Genomic DNA, 24,078 nt, shown 5'->3' with positions numbered 1-24,078 from the left:
TGAAATTCCGTATTCAATCCACAAAAGAGTACCACGCTTTAAGCAAATTGTAAATAATATTCGCTTATTTTTTTATGGTAATTCGATCCAATCTTCCAGTTCTCTTTTACAGCTTGATGGGAAAGCGAAACGAGCCCCGCCTATGTTCTAGGTTGGCTCGTAATTAAGATACGCACGTTTAACTATTATTCACTTTTTTCAGTGTCAGTATTGTTTACATATTTTTCTACATATTCCTGATGCTCTTCATATGTCTCAGCAAAATATACATTTCCTGTTGAAATATCTGCCACAAAATACAAGTAATTATTCGGTGTTGGATTCAATACAGCATTGATTGCCTGCTCACTTGGACTGTCTAGAGGTCCCGGTCCATAACCAGTATTTTTGTATAAGTTATATGGTGAATCAACTTCTAAGTCTTGATATGTCACTAATTCTTTATGTTCTCCTAGAGCATATAAAATAGAGATATCGGACTGCAGCGGCATATTTGCTGAAATTCTATTGAAGAAAACCTGCGCAATTTTTTTGCGGTCGTCTTCTTTGACACCCTCTTTTTCAACCAAAGATGCTAATGTCAAGACTTGCTGGATCGTCATTCCTTTTGCATGCACCATCGGAAGATACCCTTCCATCACACTGTTGGTTTTTGCAATCATTTGCTCTACAAAATCTTCGATCTTCGAATCTTTATAGTAATCATACGTTGCTGGGAACAAATAGCCTTCCAAACGGTAGCGAACATCTGCTGCTTCTCCAGCACTTCCTAGTAATTCTGGATACTTCTGGTTCATCGCATCGAAAAATTCTTGCTTCTTCATCAATTCGATAAACTGATCCTTTTTGAAGTCTGTATTTTTCTCGATGGCATCTCCGATCTTGTCGATATCAAAACCTTCCGGGATCGTCACCTTGCCGTCTGCCAGTTGTGTTGGTTCTGCGGTGCCGCCTTCTCTTAAAAGTGCTCCGATTTCATCAAGTGTCATATCCGGCGACATTTGATAGTAACCAGCTTGAAAGTCAGTCAGATTTTTGAATTTTGCATAATAATTGAATACCATGCCACTTTTGATGACTTTGCTTTCTTCGAGTATATTCGCGATCTTCTTATTAGAAGAGTCTTCAGGGATGTGAACCTGCACAAGTTTGGAATCCTTTTTGTTCAATGGCTCCAAGCCTGTTGTGACATATTTATAAAACGTAAAACCGAAAATCGCAATCACTAAAAGCAAGACTGAGGCTACGATCAACACGATCCGCCCTACGATTCGATCTTCTTTTTTCCTTGTACGTTTTTTTGATTTTTCATCCTGAGATTGTGCTGAATCTGTCGATTTCGATTGATCGATTCGCTTTTGTTGTTCCGAACTTCTTGAGCCGACAGGTTCGATCTCTGGTACGCCAGTTGGCTCCTCTGTATGATTATGTTGCTCTGTATGTTCAGTCTTATGATATTCTGCTTCATTATGCTGTGGTTGATTAGCGTTAGGATCAAAGGAAGCTGAATCATCATTACCGATCTCTTCGCCGCGTAAAGAACGTAGCACTTGATCTTTGAATGAAGAGTTGGAATGATCTTGATTATTTTGGTTATCTTCTGCCAAAACAAATCCTCCTTACTTTCTATGTATCGTCTTTAACTTTTACCATTATACATGAAAGCTTTTTAAATTTAAACTTTTTTAGAGAAAAGTCACCAACTTGTAAGATTTGCTTGTACTTTTTTCATTCAAAAAATGAGACTAAGGTACAACTCTGTGAGTCGTCCTTAATCTCTTTAAATGCCTGTAAACATTCGGTTCAAAGCTTTCTGATCAGATAACTACTCAGCGCTAAGCGCCGCCATCGTAATGTAGTTATATGGTTGATTAAAATGCGGTAAGAAAAAGATATCTAAGAGTTTTAATTTGTCGATAGTCACTTTTTCTTCGATCGCCAAGGAGAACATATGAATCCCCATCGAGATGTCTTCGTAAGAGGCCATTTGAGCGCCAACGATCCTACGAGACTCTTCTTCATAAACGATTCTGATTTTCACAGAGTTGTTTTCTTTCATGAAGCCTGGTTTTTGTAAATCTTCAAATTCTGTATGTTTGACTTTCAATCCTAGTTTTTCTGATTCCTGTACAGTCAAACCAGTCGAAACCATATGATAGCCAAAAATAGAAATACCATTTGAACCCTGAACACCGATCGATTCCAGCGCTGTTCCGCCGACATTATGCGCAGCAACGATACCTGAACGGACAGCATTTGTTGCAAGCGCGATATAGGTCGTTTGTTGAACTGCATTAGAGAAGATCGTTGAACAATCACCTACGGCATAAACATCAGGATCACTTGTTTGTTGGTGAAGGTCTACTAGATATGCACCATTAGTAAACAATTCTAAGTGGTCTTTGCCTAATCCATTATTTGGTCTAAAACCAATTGCATTGATCACTAAATCAACAGCATATTCTCCTTTATCTGTGACAAGTGTTTCGACGTGATCACTGCCTTTGTATTCTTTCGCTAACTCATTATAATGAAGGTCGATCCCATTATCTGCCAACACTTTATCCATGTCTTCTGTGAACCATTTATCATAGTAATTTGGCAAACATCTTTCAGCCGCATCAAATAATAAGACATTTTTCCCACGGCGTTTCGCTGCTTCGGCGATCTCAACTCCGATATAGCCTGCACCGATCACTGCCACTGTTTTGACTTCTGCTTTAGCCATTGCCGCATCAACGGTTTGTCCATCTTGGAAAAGTTTGAGAAATTCTACATTTTTTAGATTTCTTCCAGGAATATCCGGATTGATCGGTGCTGAACCTGTTGCTAAAATCAATTTATCATAGGATTCTGTTAGTTCTGTTCCATCGTGTTTTTTACAACAAACGATTTTTTTGTCAAAATCGATCCGCTCAACTGTTGTCTCCATATAGATTTTAGCGCCTTTTGCTTCAAAAGCTTCTTTATTCGTATAAAAAAGATTTTCGTATGATTCAATTTGACGTCCGACCCAAAGTGCTGTCCCACACCCTAGGTAACTAAGATTCGTATTTCGATCGATCATAACAACTTCTTGGTCTGGGTAATTATCCAACAACGTGTTTGCTGCAGCGATACCTGCGTGATTTGCACCGACGATAACTGTTTTTATTTTGCTCATAAGACTCTCCTTTAAATGTGATTTATTGAACTTAATTATAACCGAAGAAAAGGCTTTCTTTTTTTCAATTTATCAGCGTTTGGCTAAAATATTTGAGAATATTTAATTTTTTTCATCAAAAACTCAGAATTTAAGACTGATTTATAAATAAATATCGTTATAATAGAAGTAGATGGAATACAAAAAATGACTACTCGCGTAGAAACTATGTCGATTTCCTTACCGCTAAATATTTACATTATTTATAAAAAAGGAAACGAGGCATCACTTTCAAGCAACCATACGATGATGTTTCATGATAAGATTGAATCATCAATCATACTATAAAATTTGATCAAAAAAGAAAGCTGGAGGTATTTTATGAAAAAAGATCAACAGTATTGGATCGAACAACTACAATTAGAACCTCATTCAGAAGGAGGCTATTTCAAACAAGTATTAAGTAGTGATCAATCGCTTCAAACATCTGAAAAAGTAGTTAGACCCTATTATACAAGTATTTATTTTCTTTTAACGAGTGAAAATCCGTCGCATTTTCATCGGTTGAAATCTGATGAAGTCTGGTACTATCACGCGGGTTCGCCCCTTAGTATCCATTTGCTTTACCCCGATGGTCACTATGAAATCATTCGATTAGGAAATGATTTGGAAGCTGGAGAGGTATTACAAGCTGTTGTTCCTAAAAATGTGATTTTTGGTTCGACTGTTGACACTGATCAAGCATTTGCTTTAGTTAGTTGTATGGTTTCACCTGGATTTGATTATCAGGACTTTGAATTGTTTACGAAAAGACAGCTTTTATCTTTATATCCGGAACATGAAAAGGTTATTGACCGTCTAGCTTATGATCATTTACCTGATTAAAAAAAAGTGCTTGGGACATAACTTTCCTAGTTATGCCTCAAGCTCTTCATAATCGAATAAACGGCCGGGACAGAAGTGATCACTTCTGTCCCGGCCTCTTCTTTTTCTATTTTTCTAAAATAATGTTTGCTATTTCTTTCGGAGTTGCTGCAAGGTAATCTGCTCCTGCAGTTGTTAGCTCGTCCTGATCTCCAAAACCGTATAACACACCTACACTAGCCAATTGATTTTCCTTCGCTCCAATGATATCATGACTTCGATCACCGATCATCAGTGCTTTTTCTAATGAAGTAACCTTTGCAGATGACAAGGCGTAACGTATCACGTCCCCTTTTTTGGAACGATCGCCATCTAAGCTTGCGCCATAGATACCATCAAAATAGGTATCCAAATCGAAATGAGCTAAAATTTGTTTTGCATACACTTCTGGTTTAGATGTAGCAATATACAACTGACAACCGGCTGTCTTCAAGTCATCCAGTAATACTGTTATACCCTCATATACATGGTTTTCATACATTCCCTTGTCTTGATAATTTTCACGATAGTAGTTCACCGCTTGATCAATAGCTGATCCATCCAATTGATACAGCTTACGAAATGAATCATTCAGTGGTGGTCCAATAAATGAATAGAGCTGCTCCTTATTTGGAACAGGTAAGTTCATTTTTTCTAATGCATAGCTCACAGAATTAATGATCCCTTCACCTGAATCTGTGATCGTTCCATCTAAATCAAATAAAATCGTCGTGTACTTCATAGCAAAACTCACTTTCTTTAGCGCTCAGTCACATCGCCTGTATTAATGACAGGCTGAGTGCCTTTATCAGTAATGATTGAGACTAATAAATTATTGATCAATTGAATCTTACGATCGTCGGTAAAATTGATTTCCTGTCCATCTTCAATTTGCTCTAAAGCCATCTGAGTCATGGACACTGCACCTTCAACGATTGTTTGGCGTGCTGATAAAATAGCTTTCGCTTGTTGTCTTTGCAGCATCGCACTAGCAATTTCAGTCGCATACGCCAGATGATTCAAGCGAGTTTCAATCACCTCAACTCCAGCAACTGCTAAACGCTCTTGCAATTCTTTCGCTAGTTCTTCTGAAACCTCATTAGTATTTCCTCTCAAGGTCAAATCATCGTCATTAAATGTATCATATGGATATTGTGTCGCAATGTGACGAATCGCAGTTTCACTTTGAATTTCCACAAAATCCTGATAACGATCTACATCAAACAATGCTCTTGCTGTATCGACGACTTTGAAAACAATGACTGCAGAAATTTCAACTGGATTACCATCTGAATCGTTTACTTTCAGCAGAGAACTATTAAAATTTCTGACCTTCAATGAAACATTGATTTTTTGAGTTAAAGGAGTCGTCACAAATAGACCGTTTTCCTTGATCGTTCCTAAATACTGTCCAAAAAATAAAATGGCTTTGGCTTGATTCGGGCTAACGATCGTCAACGAGCTTAAGAATAATCCGGAAATCACCCACAAAACAATACTGACTGTGATCATTCCAATACTTTCATCTGTTACCCCAAAATAAAAACAATAACCGCCGATCACAATCAAGATAATCAAAACAACTAAAGCAATGTATCCATTGACATGAAACGTTTTTTTCTCTTCCATTTTTGTCCCTACTTTCCTTCATAGAATGATTATTCTCATCTTACTCTTCTTTCAAGGTTCTATCAATAGTTAGAGAAAGTCAAAGTAGTTGATAAATCAACTATTTTAATGTAAACTTACTTTTAGTAAGTTTACTATTTAAAACATTTGGAGGTTTCTATCATGAATACAACTATCAAAGGCATTCATCACGTTACTGCAATGACATCTAGTGCAGAAAAAATCTATCAGTTCTTTACGGATATCTTAGGGTTACGCTTGATCAAAAAGACAGTCAATCAAGACGACATTCAAACCTACCATTTATTTTTTGCAGATGATTTAGGCTCTGCTGGTACAGACATGACTTTTTTTGATTTTCCTGGTCTACCTAAAGGAACAAAAGGAACGAATACTATTTCCCGTACTTCTTTTCGTGTAAAAAATGATGCTTCATTAGACTACTGGATCGATCGCTTTAATGAACACGACATAGATCATGGTCCAATTCAAGAACGTTTTGGGAAAAAATATCTAGAATTTGAGGATTTTGACAATCAACGTTATCAACTGATTTCAGATGAGCAAAACCATGGCGTGGCTGCTGGTGTTCCTTGGAAGAAAACAGATGTCCCTGCTGAACATGCTTTGATCGGCTTAGGTCCAGTTTTTGTGACAGTAACGAATTTTGAGCATATGCAGTTGGTATTAGCTGAAGTATTAGGATTTAAATTAGTCGATGCGGAAGGAAGTTTTCACTTATTTGAAGTAGGCGAAGGCGGAAATGGTGCCAGCATTATCGTTGAACATCGTGAGGATCTTCCAGAAGCACAAGAAGGCTTCGGAAATGTGCATCATCTGGCATTGCGTGTTGAAGATGAAGATACATTACGTTTTTGGATCGATAAAATCGCTAAACTGCGCTTCCCTAACTCCGGCTTTGTCGAACGCTTCTATTTTAAATCTGACTACTTTAGAGCTGCTCCACAGGTCTTGTTTGAATTAGCTACTGACGGTCCAGGATTTTTAGAAGATGAAACCTATGAATCTGCTGGTGAAAAACTATCTTTACCACCTTTTCTAGAAGGTAAACGACAAGAAATCGAAGCAGATGTTCGACCTTTTGATACTTCTTCGGCTAATATTCAGCGCTAAAAAAAGAATGGGAGAAAAAGAATGCTACATTATTCAACAAAAAATTTATCAAAAAAGCAGAGTTACAAATTTTTATCGGGCAGTATCATCCCTCGTCCGATCGCGTGGGTAACATCTATGAATCATGAATCACAGGTGATCAATGCTGCGCCTTTCAGTTTTTTCAATGCTGCAGCTTCTGAGATTCCCTTAGCAACGCTATCCATTCTTAGACAAAATACTGAGATGAAGGATACTGCTCGAAATATTCTGGATACAAAAGAGTTAGTTATCCATTTAATCAATGACGCACACGTGGAACAAATGAATCAAACCTCTGCTCCATTGCCACCTGAACAAAGTGAAATCAGCCTGAATCAGATCGAAACTGTTCAAAGTCGTTCTGTTAAGGTTCCAGGTATCAAAGGAGCACCGCTTCGAATGGAGGCTCGGCTGCATCAATATGTTCCGATCAAAAATCAACAAGAGCAGATCATTACGGATTTGTTCATCGTTGAAATCACTGACTTTTATTTCGATGAAGAAATTTTCGATCAAGAAAATGAGTATATTTTACCTGAAAAATTCAACCCGCTTGCACGATTAGCAGGTGCAACTTTTGCTCATATCGATGGACTGTTTGATTTAAAAAGACCGAATTAAAAGAAGCTGAGACAAAAGTCGATTTTTAGGAACTTAGCGAATAACCTGACTTTTGATTTCCGTTTATTAAATTTTAGAGTGTCTGGAACAAAACTCTGCGAGTCAAATCCCGTACACCTGTAATCCGGATAAACGGTGAGAGCAGAAGCAATCCCTTCGGAAATAAGAAAGAATTCACAAAAATTTGGAAAGCAATTTTCGTGAATTCTTTCTTATTTCTCGGGATTAAACACTTCTTTCTCAACCTCTCATACTTTTTCACTTTCCTCTTAAATCTACGATTGGAACATTTCCATCTAAAATCCCACTGGAGCTATTTAGCTTTAAAACCTGTAAACGAGGGTCCACTGCTAAGGTCATTTCCTTATCCAAATAACGATGAGAATAATCTTTGATGTAAATTGTTCCTAAATCTGATTCTACCGTAGCGTTAAAATCTGAGCGATCCTGCGCTTGATCCAGTAATAAAATCCGAAAACTTGTATCCAATGAACAAACACCCATTTTTGAATATCTTCCAACACCATCATCTAAATCCAAAACGATCACTGCATTATTTTTCGCATACGGCATCAACTTTTGTTTCGCTTCTTCACTAATATTCAAGTACATATAGATCACTCCTACTCTATTTTATTTAACGATTTTTAAGCTTGAAAGGCAGATGGTGCCTTTTCTGTTTGTTGGAACTCATAAGCGATTGCTTCAAGAATCCTCTGACTTGCTTTACCATCACCGTATGGATTTTCAGCATGAGCCATTTCTTTATAAGCCGATTCATTCGTCAATAACTCAGCGACTGCTTCATAAACGATTTGTTGGTCTGTTCCGACTAGTCTCAACGTCCCTGCTTTGACACCTTCCGGGCGCTCTGTTGTATCTCTTAAAACCAATACAGGAACCCCTAAAGATGGCGCTTCTTCTTGAACACCGCCAGAATCTGTCAATATCAAATAGCTACGTGCTGCAAAATTTTGAAAATCAACGACATCCAGTGGTTCAATCAAGTGAACACGGTCTAGCCCGGCTAAGTAAGTTTCAGCAACCTCACGAACTTTTGGATTTTTGTGCATTGGAAAAACCACATCGATATCAGGATTTTCTTCAACAATTTGATGAACAGCTTTAAATACTTGTTCCATCGGTATGCCTAGATTCTCACGTCGATGCATCGTCATTAAAATCAAACGTTGGCTTTCCCCAATTGCTTCCAAAACCTCATTCTGATAATCATCAGTGATCGTATAATCCATGGCATCGATCGCCGTATTTCCGGTTACATAAATATGCTTTTCCGGGTGATTCTCTTTCAATAAGTTCTCTTTACTTTCAATTGTCGGTGCAAAATAGATATCAGTCAAATCATCTACAAGCTGACGATTCAATTCTTCTGGGAACGGAGAATATTTTTCCCACGTACGTAATCCTGCTTCAACATGTCCGATCCTGATCTGATGATAAAAAGCAGATAAAGCAGCAGCAAATGATGTCGTTGTATCCCCATGAACCAATACAATGTCTGGTTTTTCCGTCTGTAATACATCGGTCAAATTAGTCAGAACCTGACTTGTGATATCAGCGAGTGTTTGTCCAGCTTTCATGATATCCAAATCATGATCGGGTGTGATCTGGAAATCAGCCAGTACTTGATCCAGCATTTGCCGATGTTGCGCAGAAACAGTCACTACGGACTCAAATTGTTCTGGATGCTGTTCTAATTCTTTAATCAGCGGAGCCATTTTAATAGCCTCTGGTCTAGTACCGAATACGGTCATTACTTTGATTTTTTTCATCAGCGATTCATCCTTTCACGTTAAACGGGGATATTTTTCTTCAAGAAATTCTTTTGAGCGTGCGACATACTGTTGAGCATTTTCTTTATTTTTGCGAATCTCTTCTCTCGTCAGCGGTCGAATCACTCTGGCTGGACGCCCAAAGGCCAGCACATTCTCTGGAATTTCAACTTCTTCTGTGACTAGAGAACCTGCTCCGATCAAACTATTTTTACCTATTTTTGCATGATTTAAGATTGTTGAAGCCATACCGATCAACGCACCGTCTTCAATTCTACAGCCGTGGAGCATACATTGATGTCCGATTGTTACATTTTTGCCTATCGTGACCGCCGCGTCCGCATCGACATGGATGATCGTACCATCCTGAACGTTACTTCCTGTATCGATCTTAATCGTATTATTATCTCCTCTTAGTACCGCTTGAAACCAAATACTAACATCTTTGGCTAATTCAACCTCTCCATATACATCAGCACTTGGTGCAATAAAATACTCTTTTGTCATCTGATCCACCTCTTTTATTATCTTTAGTATAACAAATTTTGTGAAATAGTAAGATCAATACGTTCCTTCAAATCAAGAAAAAAAAGGACACCGAATTTGATGTCCTTTTGTAGATACTAATCGTAATCGCCGTCTTCAGCGAACTGACTGTTATAAAGTTTTTCATAAAAACCGCCCTGCTGCAGCAGTTCATTGTGTGTGCCTTTTTCAATGATTTCTCCTTGATTCATCACAAGAATCAAATCAGCTTCTCTGATCGTTGATAAACGATGGGCGATCACAAAGCTTGTCCGTCCTTCCATTACTCGATCCATTGCCTTTTGGATCAAAGCTTCCAATCGAGTATCGACAGAACTCGTTGCTTCATCTAAAATCAAGATTTTTGGATCAGAAATCACAGCTCTGGCAATCGTCAATAATTGTTTTTGACCGAGTGAAACATTATCGCCTTCAGAATTGATTTCCATATCGTAACCATCCGGCATCGTACGGATAAAATGATCTACATTCGCCGTTTTGGCTGCATCGACGATTTCATAATCTGTTGCATCCAATTTACCAAAACGAATATTATCCGCGATCGTTCCTTCGTATAGCCAAGCATCTTGTAAAACCATGCCGAAAACAGAGCGAACATCACTTCGATTTATGGTTTTCGTATCGATCCCATCAACTTTGATGGCTCCTTCATTTACATCGTAAAAACGCATCAATAAATTGATCAATGTTGTTTTACCTGCTCCTGTAGGTCCGACAATCGCCACTGTTTGACCAGCTTTTACTTCAAAATTCAGATTTCTGATCAATGGTTTTTCAGGATCATAGCTAAAGCTGACATTTTCAAACTGAACAGAACCATGTAGCTCCGCTGGTAAAGGAATATCTTGTTCATTCAATTCTTCTTCCGGCTCATCTAAAATTTCAAAAACTCGTGTCGTTGCTGCCGAAGCGCTTTGCAAAGCTGCTGATAATTGGGTGATGTTCCCCATGGGCTGACTTACTTGCCAAATATATTGAATAAAGGCTTGTAATTGCCCCACAACGATCACACCAGTAATAACGTAGTAACTTCCTAAAACAGCCATACCGATATACGTTCCATAAGCAGTCATTTGCACAAGCGGCAACATCAATCCAGAGATAAACGATGCTTTAAACCCAAAATTATTTAAATTGTGGTTGACCTTTTTAAATCCATTCAATGTTTCCTTTTCACGGCCATACAATTTCAATACGCTAAAACCAGTCATATTTTCTTGAACATATCCGTTCAAATCACCAAGGGCATTTTGCATCCCTTGGAAGTATTTTTGTGAAAATCCAACGATCGTTTTTGAAATAAATAGTGATAACGGAATCATCACAAGAGAGATCACTGCCATCAGCCAGTTGATATAAAACATCATTGCGATCGCCATTACGATGCCCAATACTGCAGAGACAATATTGATAAAGCTTTGTTGCATCGCGTTACTTACTGCATCTACGTCATTTGTTACACGAGATAAAATATTCCCTTGTTGATTCTTATCAAAATAAGATACAGGCAAACGATTGATTTTTTCGTCGATGTCCGTACGCAGATCACGCATCGAATGCTGAACCACGGATGCCATCAAATACCCTGATAAAAACTGTGCCGCACAATAACCGATCCCAACAATCAAAATCCAAATCAGGCATTGGATGATGTATGGATAATTCAACCCTTCACCGGCTGCTACGTTTTTACTGATTTCTGTGATCGGCAAACCAGAGACATATGGCATCGCCGCATTAAAAGCAACTGTCAGGATCGTAAAAATAATCACTAAGATAAACGTTCCTTTGTAAGGATTGACGTACCTTCCTAAACGTTTTATAGAAGAGAATGCGTTTTTCATGCTAATTCCTCCTCTGACAATTGAGAAGCCGCAATATCATAATAGATCGGGCAATTCTCAAGTAATTCTCGGTGCGTACCGATACCGACTACATCACCTTCATTTAAAACGATGATCTTATCGGCATGCATGATCGTACCCACACGCTGGGCAACAATCAAGACCGTTGATTCTTTTGTTTCTTTTTTTAATCGAGCTCTTAAATTAGCATCTGTCTGATAATCTAAAGCGGAAAAGCTGTCATCAAAAATATAGACTTCTGGACGACGGATCACTGCTCTAGCAATAGCTAAACGTTGTTTTTGTCCTCCAGAGAAGTTTGTTCCACCTTCTGAAAGCAGTTCATCATATCCATCTGGTTTTTGCGAAATAAATTCTGAAGCTTGCGCAATATCTGCCGCCTGTTCCATTTCTTCCAGCGTCGCATCTTCTTTTCCATACCGCAGATTTTCTGCGATCGTTCCAGTAAACAGCAATGCTTTTTGCGGAATATAGCCGATCTTGTTTCTTAAAGCACTTAGCTTATACTCACGTACATCAATACCATCAAGCAACACTTGGCCTTCTGATACATCGTAAAAGCGTGGGATCAGTTGGATCAATGTTGATTTGCCGCTTCCGGTACTTCCAATAAAGGCAACTGTTTCACCCGGTGAAGCTTTAAAACTCACATTGCGGATCACCGGACTTTCAGAATGACCTGGATAAGCAAATGTTACATTCTTAAATTCTAAGTAGCCCTTTGTTTCTGTTTCTGTGATACCTGCTTCATTTTCACGAATCACAGGCTCCATATCAAAAGCTTCTTGTATCCGACGGGCAGATACAGCAGCTCTCGGATACATCATAAACACACTTGCAAATAACATAAATGAGAACAACGCATGGAAAATGTACTCGATAAAAGCAATTAGATCTCCTATTAATAAGCTGCCGTGATCGATTTGAAGCGCACCATTCCAAATGATCAATACCATCACGATATTGAATAAGAAAAAGAAGCCAGGTTGCGCTGCTGCCATCAAACGGAACAGACTTTTTGAGCTTTTTGTATACTCTTCATTGACCTTACTAAATCGGCTTTCCTCAAATTTCTCATTGACAAAAGCCCGAATCACCCGCAAGCCCGAAAGATTTTCTCTTAAAATACCATTGATTCCATCAAGATTCTTTTGCTGCTTATTAGATAATGGTTCAGAGACTTTAGCAATCAAAACAACCGCGATCAAAAGAAATGGCAAAGCACCCAATACAAACCAACCTAAAGATGGGCTCGTGCGTACGACCATAAACAAACTGACAAAAAACATCATCGGCGTCATAAAACCGATACGTAAAATATTCCCCATAAACAACATGATTTGATAAGCATCATTCGTTGTTCTTGTGATCAAAGAAGAAACACCGATCGTTTCATATTCACGATGGGAAAAAGTCTGTACCTTTTCAAATAAATCATCGCGAATATCCCGAACGATATTCGTCGTTATCCGAGCGCCGAAATATCCCAGCATGATATTCATCGCTACCCCAATAACGGTGATCACAATCATCAATAATCCTTGCTGCTTTACATAATCATAGTCGTTATTTTTAATACCAACATCGATCATACGTGCTAAAATCGTTGGTAAGCCTAGCTCTATCAAAATAAATCCAAACACACAAATGAAATCTAAAAACAATAATTTCTTGTATCTCATCGTGTAACGCCACATCAATTTCAATCAATCATCTCCTCTTTCATTTTTTGATCCAGTACTCCCACTATAGCATAAACATGAGGGGTAGGTAAATTATATTTAGGTGAAATTTTTTATGGAATTATATGTAGGAAAAACAGAACAGCCTCAGCTATGGTATAATGATGATTCCTTGATTTTTACATTATTTAATGAAAGCGATGGACATATTCGAATGAAAAAATTTCTTTATATTTCTTTAGGCAGTTTTACTTTTGGTTTAGGTACTCTAGGAATCTTTTTACCCATTTTACCGACAACCGTCTTTTACCTTCTAACAGCCTTTTTCTGGATGCGCAGCTCAGAAAAATTATATACAAGATTCATCAATTCTAGCTATTATCAAAAATATATTCAAGAATCGATCGTGGAAAAGAAAATCACTCCTCTAGGACGAGTAAAATTATTCACAACTTTATTCATTATTTTCGCGATTCCCTGCTTGATCGTGCGCAATCCTTTTATGACTATGACTTTGAGCTTTGTCTATGTAGTCCACTTGATCGCACTGAATCTATACTTTAATAAAAAGAACGGAAAAGAAACAGAAAAGCCCGAACGATCGTAAGTTTTTCTTTAAAGTCGTAAGTCTGTTTCTATACTTATTTATTATTCTGTGATAAAATACTTATTAATTGTTGTTCAGTACAACACAACGGACGGTTGAAAGAAAGATAATTTCCATAATAAGAACAATGAAGCAAAGTCGAGGCTTCATTACATCATCAACGAATGTTTTTGGTGGCAATTGTTTTTTTAAGGTGGTCAGCCACCTCGTTTTGTTGTGTTCAAAATTACTGTAAAAAATAAGACATACATAATCAACTGCTGAGGCAGATAAAGGAGAAGATACTTATGATCTATAAAGTTTATTATCAAGAAACAAAAACACGCAATCCAAAAAGAGAAGATACAAAATCAATCTATGTTGAAGCTGAAAATGACGTTATCGTGCGTCAGCAAGTAGAAGAAAATACCCCATACAATATTGAGTACATCCAAGCACTTGATGAAAATCATTTAGCTTATGAACAAGAGCATGCGGAATTCTCATTAACGGAGTTTTAATATGAAAGTAAATATTAAAAATAATGAAACCGGCGTTTTTGCAATCGGTGGTTTGGGCGAAATCGGAAAGAACACTTATGGGGTTCAATTCCAAGATGAGATCATTATTATTGATGCCGGAATCAAATTTCCGGAAGATGATCTTTTAGGGATCGATTATGTTATTCCTGATTACAGCTATATCGTCCAAAACCTGCACAAAGTTAAAGCGCTGATCATCACGCATGGACACGAAGATCATATTGGAGGCGTACCGTTTCTTTTACGCCAGGCGAACATCCCAATTTATGCTGGTCCATTGGCGTTAGCTTTGATCACTAATAAATTGGATGAGCACGGGTTATTACGAGATGCTGATCTACACGAAATCAATGAAGATACAGTAATCCGTTTTCGTAAAACGTCTATCAGTTTTTTCCGTACGACGCACAGTATCCCAGACGCTTTAGGTGTTGTCGTTAAAACACCTTCGGGCAATGTCGTTGCTACAGGAGATTTCAAGTTTGACTTCACGCCTGTCGGTGAGCCTGCAAATCTTCATCGTATGGCCAAATTAGGAGAAGAAGGCGTATTGTGTCTATTATCGGATAGTACCAATGCTGAAATTCCAACCTTTACAAAATCAGAAAAAACCATTGGCTCTTCTATTTTGAAAATATTTGAAAAAATAGAAGGACGAATCATTTTTGCCAGTTTTGCTTCAAATATTTTTCGTCTTCAACAAGCTGCAGATGCAGCTGTCAAGACCGGACGTAAAATTGCCGTCTTTGGTCGAAGCATGGAAAATGCAATCGTTAATGGCGAACAGCTGGGTTATATCAATGTGCCTAAAGGAACATTTGTCGATGCATCTGAGCTGAATCAGCTTCCTGCTGGAGAGACGATGATTTTATGTACAGGTTCTCAAGGTGAACCGATGGCTGCACTAAGTCGTATTGCTAATGGTACTCACCGTCAAATTTCTATTCAACCTGGAGATACAGTTATTTTTTCAAGCTCTCCAATTCCAGGAAATACAACAAGTGTCAACCGCTTGATCAATCTGCTTTCAGAAGCTGGTGCTGAAGTGATCCATGGAAAAATCAATAATATCCATACTTCTGGTCATGGTGGACAAGAAGAGCAAAAATTGATGCTGCGTTTGATGAAGCCTAAGTATTTTGTTCCCGTTCACGGTGAATTTAGAATGCTAAAGATCCATGCATCACTTGCTCAGGATGTAGGCGTTCCATCGGAGAATTGCTTTATCATGGAAAATGGAGATGTCTTGGCTTTGACAGCTGATAATGCGCGTATTGCTGGTCACTTTAATGCCAATGATGTTTATGTCGACGGCAATGGCGTAGGAGATATCGGAAACGTTGTATTGCGTGACCGCCGTATCCTTTCCGAAGAAGGGCTTGTTCTAGCTGTTGCTACAGTTGATATCAAAAATAAAGAAATATTAGCTGGTCCAGACATCCTATCACGTGGTTTTGTCTACATGAGAGAATCTGGGGAAATGATCCATGAAGGTCAGCGTTTATTGTTTAATGCAATTCGTGAAGCGCTTCGTGATGAGAATTGTACAGAAGCAAAATTGTGTGATGCAATTTCAGCAGCCTTACAGCCATTCTTATTTGAAAAAACAGAACGACACCCAATGATTTTACCGATGATCATGACATCGTAATCAATATGACAACAAAAGGGTCCGTTTGGAATAATTCCAAACGGACCTTTTTTTATTAGTCTTATTTAATTTTCAGTTCTTACTGTATCTTCAAATATTTGTAAGAAAGTAGATAACTTGCCGATTGTTCATCTTTTTCCAGGTTATTTACATTGTATGATTGACCACCAGTACGTTGGCTTTGGTGTGATTGACAACATAAGACGTTGTTGATCCTACCATCATTCTTTGGAAGCCGTTCAAACCAGTTCGACCGATGACAATTAAGTCAATCGGTTCTTCAGATTCTGAAAAATCAGCAATCAATGTTTTAGGATACCCGTACATCACATAAGTCAATACATTGAACACACCAGCATCTAGAGCTTTCTCTTTTCTTTTTTTCATTTCTTCTTCTTCTTTTACTCGAAGTTCTTCCATCATTGTGCCCATCGACATCGTTAACTCGCCAAAATAGTTTCCCATTTCTTCAATCACATATAAAACATGTAGTGCAGCATTGTTTCGTTTGGCTATCTTGATTGCTTCTTCAAATGCTTTCTCAGCTTGTTCTGAACCATCCACAGCAACTAAAATATTTTTGTACGATTCGCTCATGATAAAAACCTCCTTTGGTTGTATCTCTATTATACAACGAAAAAACGCTTTCAACAAAAGAATTGAAACTTTTCTCTTTACAGCTTTGATAAATCATGATATAGTAACCGTGGAATTTCGTTATCAGATATCGTTGCCTTTCAAAGAACTACGAAAGGAGAATCAACTATGACATTTGGTAATAAAGTATTAAAATACCGTGTAGCGCTTGATACAGAGAAAAATTTGTTTATGGCTATCGATGCAAATAACCAAGCAAATGTTGCTTATGGTATCACGATTACACAAGCAGTAAAGAAATTGAAAAAATCTATTTAAGGAGTTACAACCTAAATGAGCGATTCAAGTTCTAATACGATTTAAAGGCATCTAGTGGATAAATAATCACGGATGCCTTTTTTGTTTGTCCAAAAATTGATTTCTCTGTTTTTGTTTATGTTGAAAAGTATTGGCTTTTTTATCTTATCGATGGCAGGCTATTAACTCAACATCTGCTTTGAACTACTTCCTTATGCTTAGGTGTACTTATCTTCTCATATCCTCATTTTGATTGAATTTCTCCAGGTGTTTCACTAGTAGGGTAACTACGCTCTCTTCGCTCGCCTAGTACTGTTCAACATCTGCTCTGCGCAGCAGTCGCAGTGTTTCACAGCAAAAAAACATCCGACTTTCGTCAGATGTTTTGGAATGGATGAATTAGTTTTTTTCTACGTTAACTGCTTGAGGTCCACGATCTGAATCTTCAACGTCGAAGCTTACTGATTGACCTTCTTCTAAAGTTTTGAATCCGTCTCCTTGGATAGCTGAGAAGTGTACGAATACATCGCTTCCGTCTTCGCGAGAGATAAATCCAAACCCTTTTTCTGCATTAAACCATTTTACTGTTCCTTGTTCCATTCTTTGTTCCTCCTCGTGCTTAAGCACTAAATATTGTAACATTGCCCGTGTACGATAGAGGGTTTTTTAATAAAAACTTCTATATGCCCCAAACAAGATTACACATCCATTGTACATGCGAAGCCTTATTTTTGCAAGAAATCTAATTAGTCTGAACTGAAAAAATTTTCTTCTCTCATACTGATGTAAGATTGCTCACCAATGATGATATGATCAAGAACTTCAATTCCCATCATTTTTCCACAGTCCTGTATTCTTTGCGTAAAATGAACATCACTTTCAGAAGGAACCGGATTACCACTTGGGTGATTGTGGGCAAGAATCAGACGCGCGGCAGAATATTTCACAGCACTACGAAAGATTTCTCTTGGATGAGCCACACTTTGATTCAATGATCCTTTAAAAACAGTTTCTTGTTTTATGACTTCATTCTTTGTATTCAAATATAAACAGACGAGATGCTCCTGCTGAAAATCTTGTAATTCATACATCAGATTTTGGGCAATCTGATAGCTTGACGAAACTTTTCCCAGCTTCATTTGTGTGCTCTGTTGAATGCGATAACCAAATTCGATTGCCGCTCTTAATTCAATCGCCTTTATTTTGCCGATCCCTTTAATTTCCATCATTTCAGTGATCGTCGCATTTTTCAGTTCATAAAGATGATGAAAATAATTCAAAAACTTTGATGCAACTTCCATGACATTTATACTTTTCGAACCTGTTCTTAATAAAATCGCTAATAGTTCTTGATTTGATAAAGCCTTTTCTCCCACAACCTCTAATCTTTCTCTTGGAAGGCAGTCTTCCGGCATCTCTCTGATAAACAGCTTTTCTTCTTTAATCAAAAAATCACTCCTTCATACGTTTCTCTCTATAAGATACGCAAAGGAGTGAAGAAATTATTTTTTCAAAAAGTCAGGAGCTTGGGTCAAGCTTTCAAAGATTTCAATCGTTTTTTCTCTGATTTCTTCTGTTGGCGGTAAAAGATCTGGTACCATGATCACAGGTATACCAGCTGCAGCAGCTGCTGTTACGCCATGGAATGAATCTTCAAAAATCAACGTATGTTCAGCCTCTGTTCCTAGAAAAGCTAATGCCTTTTGGAAGATTTCCGGATCTGGTTTTGCACGAGTCACATCTTCAGCAGAAACAATTCCTGAAAAACGTTCTTTGATCCCTGCTCCATCTAATAAAAGCTCAATAGCTGGACGGACATTGCTTGAAGCAACCATTCTTGGAATTTTTTGTTCATCAAGATAATCCAGTAACTCTATAACACCTTCTTTTAATGGAACTTCACCAGATTCAAACACTTTGATCGTATCTGCATAAGAACGTTCGATAAACTCAGCTACTCGCTCTTCACCAAATTCTTTATAAATTTCATGATAATTTGCCTGTACCTCTTCATCTGATACGCCCAAAAATTTTAAATAGAGTTCTTTGCTATACGGAAATTCCATCACATCGGCAATTTTTTGCGTTGATTGATAGTAAATCAATTCTGTGTCAAACAACAAACCATCCATATCAAAAATAATCCCATCTGTCTTTCTCATCATTTCCTCCTAAATTAAAAGCATCAGGTCATCTTTGTAAGATTCCCTTTGGCTAAATTATAAGTTTAGTAATAACTCACGAACCTGAGAAACAAAGTAAAGTGAACCTGTCACTAGCATAACATCATCCGAAGACATTTTTTCTAAAATTTCACCTAAACCAAACTGCCATAAAGAAACAATCTCGGTCTTATGATCTTCAAGATGCTCCATTTTCGTCAAATCAATGGCTTTTGGATATTCAAAAGTCGTCAAATACAGATGAATATTCGGAACTTGTTTTAGTATACTGATCATCTGATCGACATTCTTTGTAGAAAGAGCGGAAAAAAGAATATGTATCTCACGACCAGAAAATTCCTTTTTAAGATTGTCCGCCAAACGACGAACAGCATGATCATTATGAGCACCATCTAAAATAATCAACGGCTCATCGCTGATTTTTTCCATGCGAGCGGGCCATTGGGCCTTAGCAAGTCCTTGATACACATCTCGATCTCTAAAATTGATCTGACGCAACTGACAATATAAATAGAACAATTGGATCGCAACTGCAGCATTTTCTATTTGATGGCGTCCTAGTAAAGGAATTTTTATATTTGGTAATTTGCCAGCGTCTCCATAAAAATGAAATGTTTCGCCCCAACTTTTATCAGGATGTAGGTAATCGACCTTATAGTCTTGATTATAACGATATATTCGACTATGTCTTTTGTGAGCCTCTGCTTCAATAACGGCTAAGGCATTTTCTTCAATGTTACCTGTGACGACTGGTATATTTTCTTTGATGATACCTGCTTTTTGGAAGGCGATTTTTTCCAGTGTGTCACCTAAAATTTCAGTGTGATCTTTCCCGATCGTCGTAATTGCTGTCAAGATCGGCTTTACTATATTAGTGCTATCTAATAATCCACCTAATCCAACTTCGACAATCGCAATATCTACTTGCTTATCTAAAAAATAATCCAGCGCCATTACTGTCAATGTTTCGAATTCTGTAATACCTGATACGGAAGCATCCTGATCCATTTCCTTGATCAGCGGCTGATATTTTTCTACGTACTTTATGATTTGATGATCAGGTATCCCTTGTCCATTGATCGCTATCCGTTCGTTAAAATGTTCAATGTAAGGAGAGGTAAATGTACCTACCTTTAAGCCCAGCTCTTCTAACATACAACGTAGATATGTAACAGTCGAGCCTTTTCCATTCGTTCCGGCAATATGAATCGTGGGGACTTTTTCTTCTGGGTTTCCGACACGTGTCAATAAAGCTTCGACACGATCAAGTCCTGGTCTTGAGCCAAATGGCAGTCTACTATGGATCCATTCAATTGCTTCTTCTATCGTTAGTGTCATCATATCAACTCCTCATTCTCCATTATAGCGAAAGGCTACCTTCTTTTCACTAATTAATGTTTTTAATTCTGAAAACAGTCAAATTTGTCCAAAAACTTGGACATTTTTTAAAAAAAGAGTAAAAAAATGAGGGGCAACGTCAAATCGTGGGCTGCTATGATAAAATAAACAAGACTATATGTATAAAGTGAGATGCAATATTTTGCCTCATTATTATGTTTCATGCTAGACTTATTTTTTAGGTCTTGTCCAATCTTTTTTTATTTCATAGCTTTGTTGCAGGTAGTTCGTTTGATTTTTTTGATTGATTGAACCTTTATCCTAAAACAGCGATAAATCATTAGTATAAAGGAGTATTATGAACCATGTCGAAAAGAAAAAAGTATTTTTTACTAAGCGGAAGCTTTCTATTTCCATTTTTCCTGCTGATCATTCTTTGGTCTTGCTTAAATCTAGCGCCTTTTGGAAATAATAATTTATTAGTCAGCGATTTAGGAACACAATATATGCCTTTTTTAAGTGCGTTCAAACAATTTTTCCAAGGAGATTCCTATTCTCTCTATTCATTTTCAGATGCTCTTGGCGGAACTATTCTACCGTTGACTGCTTATTATTTGTTAAGTCCTTTCAATTTTCTGGTGTTATTATTTCCTTATGATCAACTGCCGATCGTGATTTTATTGATCATCACATTGAAGATTTCTTTCATGGGAACTTCAATGTTCTATTACCTTAATAAAACATATTCACAAGCATCCACAGCTACCCTATTATTTTCAACTTCTTATAGCTTATGCGGCTTTGTGACTGTTTATAGTTTGAATTTCATGTGGCTGGATGCTTTGATCCTGCTACCACTTCTTGTATTAGGTATTCAGCGATTATGGGACAAGAAGAAATATTGGTTGTATGCCAGCGTTCTCTTTTTCTCCATTGTCACCAATTATTATATGGGCTATATGCTTTGCATTTTCGCTGTTTGTTATAGCCTTTATTGGTACTATCAAAAATCATCTGTTTCTGAGAAAAAATCACTTTGGCATTTCATCAAAGAAGGTCGTTTATTCTTTGTGACTTCTTTCTTTACCGGGATCAGTACTAGTTTCATCCTGATTCCCGCGGTGGAAGGAATGCTTTCGACGAATAAAACAAACTTTGAGTGGCAAACTTTTTTACCTAAGCCCAAATTTGGTCCCGATGTTCTTTCACAATTTGGTTTAGGCAATGTCAATTTTGATACACGTTTAGATCACTTACCAACTGTCTTCTCAGGCATATTGATGGTCTTGCTTTTTCTTGCCTATTTCCAGCTTAGTACGATATCCAAAAAGGAAAAGCTTGGAGCTGCAGCTTTGGTAGGGTTCATTTTCCTTAGTTTTTGGCTGGAGTTAGTCAATACCATTTGGCATATGTTCCAAAGTCCAGCAGGTTTTCCATATCGAAATACATTTATCTTTAGCTTTTTGATCATCAAATTTGCTTATGAAGCCTTTCTGGAATTAAAAAAAGGAGAGAAATTAAGGATCATCGTTCCTAGTGTTTTTTCAGCTTTATTGATTATCGGATATATCTCTTTGAAGTTTTCAAATCACAGAGATTTTTTACTTGAAGATCACTACTATCTTTTTAGTTTGTTCAGCATTTGGATCATTTATGGATTAATCACATTCATTCAGCGAAATAATGGTAGAAAAAAAACAAGTGCATTTATTATAATGTGCCTAGTTGTCAGTTTTGAATTGAGTTTCAATTTTTGGATCAGCTTCAAGGATATTCCTTTTGGAAACCAAGAAACGTTTAGTAAAACAGCAAAAATTCAAAATGAAATCATTTCAGATTTAGAAAATAAGCAGTCTGGTTTATCTCGTATCAAACAAACGATCAATTCTAAAGATGCTGGGTATCAAGAAAAAAATAACGGGTACAACAACCCACTTTTTTATGGCTACGCTGGTGTTTCAAGTTATACATCGACTTTAGAAGCTAAGACTCAAAAAACATTGCAGGAACTAGGACTCTATCAAAAAAATGATCGAAGAATCGCTTATGTCGATGAATCAAATGTGATCAATCTATTATTGAACGTTGGCTATCAAGTGACACCCGATAAAAAAGCGAATCAAGAAGATATCTCCAGAGATCCTTCGACTCACGTTTATCAAAATGCTGAAGCGATCGGCATGGGCTTTCTAGTGCCAAACGAATTTGACTCTATCAAACTTACCAAGAATCAACCGCTAAAAAACCAAGAAACAATTTTACAAAGTATCAGAAAAAAACAGTCCAATTACTTTCAATCTGCCGAAAAAACATTTTGGTCCGTTCAATCTGAGAATAATTATACGTTGACAGTAAAAACAACTGCTAATGGTGAATTATACCTTTATATTCCTGATATCAATTGGAAGAAAATTACCTCTTTCAAGGTAAATGGGAAAAAAATCGAACCCTCTATCTATATTGCAACGAATCAAATTTTCAATTTAGGTTATTATAAGAAAAATGAGATCGTACAATTGCAATTAGAAACGGAAAAAACACTAAAAAAAGATACGATCGACCTGAAAACATTGTCTCAGTCACAGTTTGATTCTTTAGTGGCACAACAAAAAGAACAAGCACTTCAGCTTACCAGACATACTTCTGGTGTATTAACTGGTACGATAACTGTGGAAAAAGATGATTCATCATTACTTTATCTGTCCATTCCTTATGATAAAGATTGGAAAATAACAGTTGACGGAAAAAAAGTGGACAGTCACCGTATTTTAGGCAATTTCACTGGAATAGAACTACCATCAGGTACACACAAAATCAGTATGCGTTATTATCAGAAGAATTTGATCATAGGTACTTTCATTAGCATTTCTGTACTTTTAGGCGTATTCTTTTATCAACTGTTCAAAAGAATTTCAAAGAAAAAATCAGCTTGAGTAAGAGAGGAATTTCCAGTATGGAGAGAACGTTTTTAAAGCGAATCATTTATGTATTGCCGATTCTAGGAGTTCTATGCTTTACAGCTTTAGTAATTTATGGCTATTCTATAGGAATTTTTCGTTCTGTTCAGTCACTTCAAACGTTTATCGATCAGTTTGGTGAATATGCTGTGTTTATTTTCATTTTTTTACAAATCCTTCAAGTCATTGTCCCGATTCTTCCTGGTGGAATTTCCACAGTTGTCGGTATGCTGATGTTTGGTAATCTTCAAGGATTGTTTTATAGCTATATTGGTTTGATCATTGGAGAAATCATTGTTTACTGGCTTGCTCGCTATTACGGCAAATCCTTTGTACGATTGATTTTATCAAAAAAACGTTACCTCAAATTTGAACGAATGGTCGACCGTCCTGAAAAAGGGATCAAAAAACTTATGATCTTAACGTTGTTAGTTCCTTTTGCACCAGATGATTTGGTCTGTTTAGTTGCTGGATTAACTGAGTTGCCATTTAAAGAGTATATGAAAATTCTGTTGATTTTCAAATTTTGGTCTGTAGCTACTTATGGGTACGCTATATTATTTTTATTCAATCGATTCTTGATACGCTAAA

At 37.2% G+C, this 24,078-nt stretch carries 23 protein-coding genes and 1 pseudogene; 9 read left to right on the top strand and 15 right to left on the bottom strand.

The annotated features are described in order from the left end of the window. Nucleotides 1-185: 185 nt before the first annotated feature. Nucleotides 186-1,352 carry an endolytic transglycosylase MltG gene (gene mltG, locus A5889_RS12850; protein ID WP_422389718.1) on the bottom strand — a complete coding sequence of 389 codons (1,167 nt, stop codon included), beginning with the start codon at nucleotides 1,350-1,352 and terminating at the stop codon, nucleotides 186-188. 473 nt (nucleotides 1,353-1,825) lie between these two features. Then, nucleotides 1,826-3,163, bottom strand: coding sequence for a H2O-forming NADH oxidase (gene nox, locus A5889_RS12845; RefSeq protein WP_087642265.1), 1,338 nt, complete (start codon nucleotides 3,161-3,163; stop codon nucleotides 1,826-1,828). A gap of 360 nt (nucleotides 3,164-3,523) precedes the next feature. On the opposite strand from nox, the gene A5889_RS12840 reads away from it, so the two are divergent. Next, nucleotides 3,524-4,027: a cupin domain-containing protein gene (locus A5889_RS12840; protein WP_087642264.1), complete on the top strand. Its 504-nt coding sequence runs from the start codon at nucleotides 3,524-3,526 to the stop codon at nucleotides 4,025-4,027. 106 nt (nucleotides 4,028-4,133) lie between these two features. Here the strand turns inward: A5889_RS12840 and A5889_RS12835 are convergent, their stop codons facing one another. Both A5889_RS12835 and A5889_RS12830 read right to left on the bottom strand, forming a co-directional pair. Continuing rightward, nucleotides 4,134-4,787 carry an HAD family hydrolase gene (locus A5889_RS12835; RefSeq protein WP_087642263.1) on the bottom strand — a complete coding sequence of 218 codons (654 nt, stop codon included), beginning with the start codon at nucleotides 4,785-4,787 and terminating at the stop codon, nucleotides 4,134-4,136. Nucleotides 4,788-4,804: 17 nt separating this feature from the next. Next, the gene (locus A5889_RS12830) at nucleotides 4,805-5,674 is read right to left on the bottom strand and encodes an SPFH domain-containing protein (RefSeq protein ID WP_087642262.1); all 870 of its coding nucleotides are present in this window, start codon (nucleotides 5,672-5,674) and stop codon (nucleotides 4,805-4,807) included. Nucleotides 5,675-5,836: 162 nt separating this feature from the next. Between A5889_RS12830 and A5889_RS12825 the strand changes: the two genes are divergently transcribed. Next, on the top strand, nucleotides 5,837-6,808 hold the full coding sequence (locus A5889_RS12825; RefSeq protein WP_087642261.1) for a ring-cleaving dioxygenase: 972 nt from the start codon (nucleotides 5,837-5,839) through the stop codon (nucleotides 6,806-6,808). A 21-nt stretch (nucleotides 6,809-6,829) separates the two neighbouring features. Next, entirely contained in the window at nucleotides 6,830-7,450 is a 621-nt protein-coding gene (locus tag A5889_RS12820) for a flavin reductase family protein (RefSeq protein WP_087642260.1), read from the top strand. A gap of 121 nt (nucleotides 7,451-7,571) precedes the next feature. Here A5889_RS12820 and A5889_RS12815 read toward each other — a convergent pair. From A5889_RS12815 to A5889_RS12790, 6 genes and pseudogenes are all read right to left on the bottom strand, one after another. Beyond that, a pseudogene (locus A5889_RS12815) lies at nucleotides 7,572-7,712 on the bottom strand (DUF3788 domain-containing protein); the annotation flags it as partial. Then, a complete protein-coding gene (locus tag A5889_RS12810; RefSeq protein ID WP_087642258.1) occupies nucleotides 7,709-8,062 on the bottom strand; it encodes an iron-sulfur cluster biosynthesis family protein in 354 nt (117 codons plus the stop codon). The pseudogene A5889_RS12815 and the gene A5889_RS12810, both read right to left, overlap by 4 nt. Nucleotides 8,063-8,097: 35 nt before the next feature. Continuing rightward, the gene (wecB, locus tag A5889_RS12805) at nucleotides 8,098-9,243 is read right to left on the bottom strand and encodes a non-hydrolyzing UDP-N-acetylglucosamine 2-epimerase (RefSeq protein WP_087642257.1); all 1,146 of its coding nucleotides are present in this window, start codon (nucleotides 9,241-9,243) and stop codon (nucleotides 8,098-8,100) included. A gap of 15 nt (nucleotides 9,244-9,258) precedes the next feature. Beyond that, nucleotides 9,259-9,750, bottom strand: a complete 492-nt coding sequence (locus A5889_RS12800; protein WP_087642256.1) for a gamma carbonic anhydrase family protein — start codon at nucleotides 9,748-9,750, stop codon at nucleotides 9,259-9,261. Between the two features lie 116 nt (nucleotides 9,751-9,866). Next, entirely contained in the window at nucleotides 9,867-11,633 is a 1,767-nt protein-coding gene (efrB, locus tag A5889_RS12795) for a multidrug efflux ABC transporter subunit EfrB (RefSeq protein WP_087642255.1), read from the bottom strand. Continuing rightward, on the bottom strand, nucleotides 11,630-13,360 hold the full coding sequence (locus tag A5889_RS12790; protein ID WP_087642254.1) for an ABC transporter ATP-binding protein: 1,731 nt from the start codon (nucleotides 13,358-13,360) through the stop codon (nucleotides 11,630-11,632). The genes efrB and A5889_RS12790 overlap by 4 nt, the downstream gene beginning before the upstream one ends. 190 nt (nucleotides 13,361-13,550) lie before the next feature. Here A5889_RS12790 and A5889_RS12785 point away from each other — a divergent pair, with 190 nt between their 5' ends. From A5889_RS12785 to rnjA, 3 genes are all read left to right on the top strand, one after another. Continuing rightward, on the top strand, nucleotides 13,551-13,943 hold the full coding sequence (locus A5889_RS12785; protein WP_087642315.1) for a YbaN family protein: 393 nt from the start codon (nucleotides 13,551-13,553) through the stop codon (nucleotides 13,941-13,943). 287 nt (nucleotides 13,944-14,230) lie between these two features. Next, complete coding sequence (locus A5889_RS12780) at nucleotides 14,231-14,443, top strand: DNA-directed RNA polymerase subunit epsilon (protein WP_010770914.1); 213 nt, start codon at nucleotides 14,231-14,233, stop codon at nucleotides 14,441-14,443. Between the two features lies 1 nt (nucleotide 14,444). Continuing rightward, nucleotides 14,445-16,115 carry a ribonuclease J1 gene (rnjA, locus tag A5889_RS12775; RefSeq protein WP_087642253.1) on the top strand — a complete coding sequence of 557 codons (1,671 nt, stop codon included), beginning with the start codon at nucleotides 14,445-14,447 and terminating at the stop codon, nucleotides 16,113-16,115. Between the two features lie 147 nt (nucleotides 16,116-16,262). Here rnjA and A5889_RS12770 read toward each other — a convergent pair whose 3' ends face one another. Beyond that, nucleotides 16,263-16,712: a universal stress protein gene (locus A5889_RS12770; RefSeq protein WP_087642252.1), complete on the bottom strand. Its 450-nt coding sequence runs from the start codon at nucleotides 16,710-16,712 to the stop codon at nucleotides 16,263-16,265. Nucleotides 16,713-16,880: 168 nt separating this feature from the next. Here A5889_RS12770 and A5889_RS12765 point away from each other — a divergent pair, with 168 nt between their 5' ends. Beyond that, the gene (locus tag A5889_RS12765; RefSeq protein ID WP_087642251.1) at nucleotides 16,881-17,030 is read left to right on the top strand and encodes a hypothetical protein; all 150 of its coding nucleotides are present in this window, start codon (nucleotides 16,881-16,883) and stop codon (nucleotides 17,028-17,030) included. A gap of 378 nt (nucleotides 17,031-17,408) precedes the next feature. Here A5889_RS12765 and A5889_RS12760 read toward each other — a convergent pair whose 3' ends face one another. The 4 genes from A5889_RS12760 to A5889_RS12745 all read right to left on the bottom strand — a co-directional run bounded on the left by A5889_RS12760 (nucleotide 17,409) and on the right by A5889_RS12745 (nucleotide 20,530). Beyond that, complete coding sequence (locus A5889_RS12760; protein WP_069636133.1) at nucleotides 17,409-17,609, bottom strand: cold-shock protein; 201 nt, start codon at nucleotides 17,607-17,609, stop codon at nucleotides 17,409-17,411. Nucleotides 17,610-17,755: 146 nt separating this feature from the next. Next, nucleotides 17,756-18,457 carry a RadC family protein gene (gene radC, locus A5889_RS12755; protein WP_087642250.1) on the bottom strand — a complete coding sequence of 234 codons (702 nt, stop codon included), beginning with the start codon at nucleotides 18,455-18,457 and terminating at the stop codon, nucleotides 17,756-17,758. A 54-nt stretch (nucleotides 18,458-18,511) separates the two neighbouring features. Further along, complete coding sequence (locus A5889_RS12750) at nucleotides 18,512-19,174, bottom strand: HAD family hydrolase (protein WP_176372908.1); 663 nt, start codon at nucleotides 19,172-19,174, stop codon at nucleotides 18,512-18,514. Between the two features lie 54 nt (nucleotides 19,175-19,228). Continuing rightward, nucleotides 19,229-20,530 carry a bifunctional folylpolyglutamate synthase/dihydrofolate synthase gene (locus A5889_RS12745; RefSeq protein WP_087642248.1) on the bottom strand — a complete coding sequence of 434 codons (1,302 nt, stop codon included), beginning with the start codon at nucleotides 20,528-20,530 and terminating at the stop codon, nucleotides 19,229-19,231. Nucleotides 20,531-20,895: 365 nt separating this feature from the next. On the opposite strand from A5889_RS12745, the gene A5889_RS12740 reads away from it, so the two are divergent. Both A5889_RS12740 and A5889_RS12735 read left to right on the top strand, forming a co-directional pair. After that, entirely contained in the window at nucleotides 20,896-23,463 is a 2,568-nt protein-coding gene (locus A5889_RS12740; protein ID WP_087642247.1) for a YfhO family protein, read from the top strand. A gap of 20 nt (nucleotides 23,464-23,483) precedes the next feature. Then, nucleotides 23,484-24,077 (top strand): TVP38/TMEM64 family protein, encoded by a 594-nt coding sequence (locus tag A5889_RS12735; protein WP_087642246.1) that lies wholly within the window; start codon nucleotides 23,484-23,486, stop codon nucleotides 24,075-24,077. The last annotated feature ends 1 nt before the right edge of the window (nucleotide 24,078 follow it).

It is taken from the genome of Enterococcus sp. 9D6_DIV0238, from assembly GCF_002174455.2.
In the GTDB taxonomy this organism is placed as follows: domain Bacteria; phylum Bacillota; class Bacilli; order Lactobacillales; family Enterococcaceae; genus Enterococcus_L; species Enterococcus_L dunnyi.
The sequence above is the reverse complement of the archived record's forward strand: the minus strand, read 5'-3'. Positions and strand labels throughout refer to the sequence as shown.

Excerpts from the sequence above, each read along its gene's own strand:
- A5889_RS12745 (WP_087642248.1), bottom strand. The coding sequence starts at position 20,530 with ATGACACTAACGATAGAAGAAGCAATTGAATGGATCCATAGTAGACTG.
- A5889_RS12765 (WP_087642251.1), top strand. The coding sequence starts at position 16,881 with ATGACATTTGGTAATAAAGTATTAAAATACCGTGTAGCGCTTGATACA.
- A5889_RS12840 (WP_087642264.1), top strand. The coding sequence starts at position 3,524 with ATGAAAAAAGATCAACAGTATTGGATCGAACAACTACAATTAGAACCT.
- A5889_RS12735 (WP_087642246.1), top strand. The coding sequence starts at position 23,484 with ATGGAGAGAACGTTTTTAAAGCGAATCATTTATGTATTGCCGATTCTA.
- A5889_RS12835 (WP_087642263.1), bottom strand. The coding sequence starts at position 4,787 with ATGAAGTACACGACGATTTTATTTGATTTAGATGGAACGATCACAGAT.
- efrB (WP_087642255.1), bottom strand. The coding sequence starts at position 11,633 with ATGAAAAACGCATTCTCTTCTATAAAACGTTTAGGAAGGTACGTCAAT.
- A5889_RS12770 (WP_087642252.1), bottom strand. The coding sequence starts at position 16,712 with ATGAGCGAATCGTACAAAAATATTTTAGTTGCTGTGGATGGTTCAGAA.
- A5889_RS12825 (WP_087642261.1), top strand. The coding sequence starts at position 5,837 with ATGAATACAACTATCAAAGGCATTCATCACGTTACTGCAATGACATCT.
- A5889_RS12820 (WP_087642260.1), top strand. The coding sequence starts at position 6,830 with ATGCTACATTATTCAACAAAAAATTTATCAAAAAAGCAGAGTTACAAA.
- A5889_RS12750 (WP_176372908.1), bottom strand. The coding sequence starts at position 19,174 with ATGATGAGAAAGACAGATGGGATTATTTTTGATATGGATGGTTTGTTG.
- A5889_RS12810 (WP_087642258.1), bottom strand. The coding sequence starts at position 8,062 with ATGTACTTGAATATTAGTGAAGAAGCGAAACAAAAGTTGATGCCGTAT.
- A5889_RS12800 (WP_087642256.1), bottom strand. The coding sequence starts at position 9,750 with ATGACAAAAGAGTATTTTATTGCACCAAGTGCTGATGTATATGGAGAG.
- nox (WP_087642265.1), bottom strand. The coding sequence starts at position 3,163 with ATGAGCAAAATAAAAACAGTTATCGTCGGTGCAAATCACGCAGGTATC.
- A5889_RS12785 (WP_087642315.1), top strand. The coding sequence starts at position 13,551 with ATGAAAAAATTTCTTTATATTTCTTTAGGCAGTTTTACTTTTGGTTTA.
- A5889_RS12760 (WP_069636133.1), bottom strand. The coding sequence starts at position 17,609 with ATGGAACAAGGAACAGTAAAATGGTTTAATGCAGAAAAAGGGTTTGGA.
- A5889_RS12830 (WP_087642262.1), bottom strand. The coding sequence starts at position 5,674 with ATGGAAGAGAAAAAAACGTTTCATGTCAATGGATACATTGCTTTAGTT.
- A5889_RS12740 (WP_087642247.1), top strand. The coding sequence starts at position 20,896 with ATGTCGAAAAGAAAAAAGTATTTTTTACTAAGCGGAAGCTTTCTATTT.
- A5889_RS12780 (WP_010770914.1), top strand. The coding sequence starts at position 14,231 with ATGATCTATAAAGTTTATTATCAAGAAACAAAAACACGCAATCCAAAA.
- rnjA (WP_087642253.1), top strand. The coding sequence starts at position 14,445 with ATGAAAGTAAATATTAAAAATAATGAAACCGGCGTTTTTGCAATCGGT.
- wecB (WP_087642257.1), bottom strand. The coding sequence starts at position 9,243 with ATGAAAAAAATCAAAGTAATGACCGTATTCGGTACTAGACCAGAGGCT.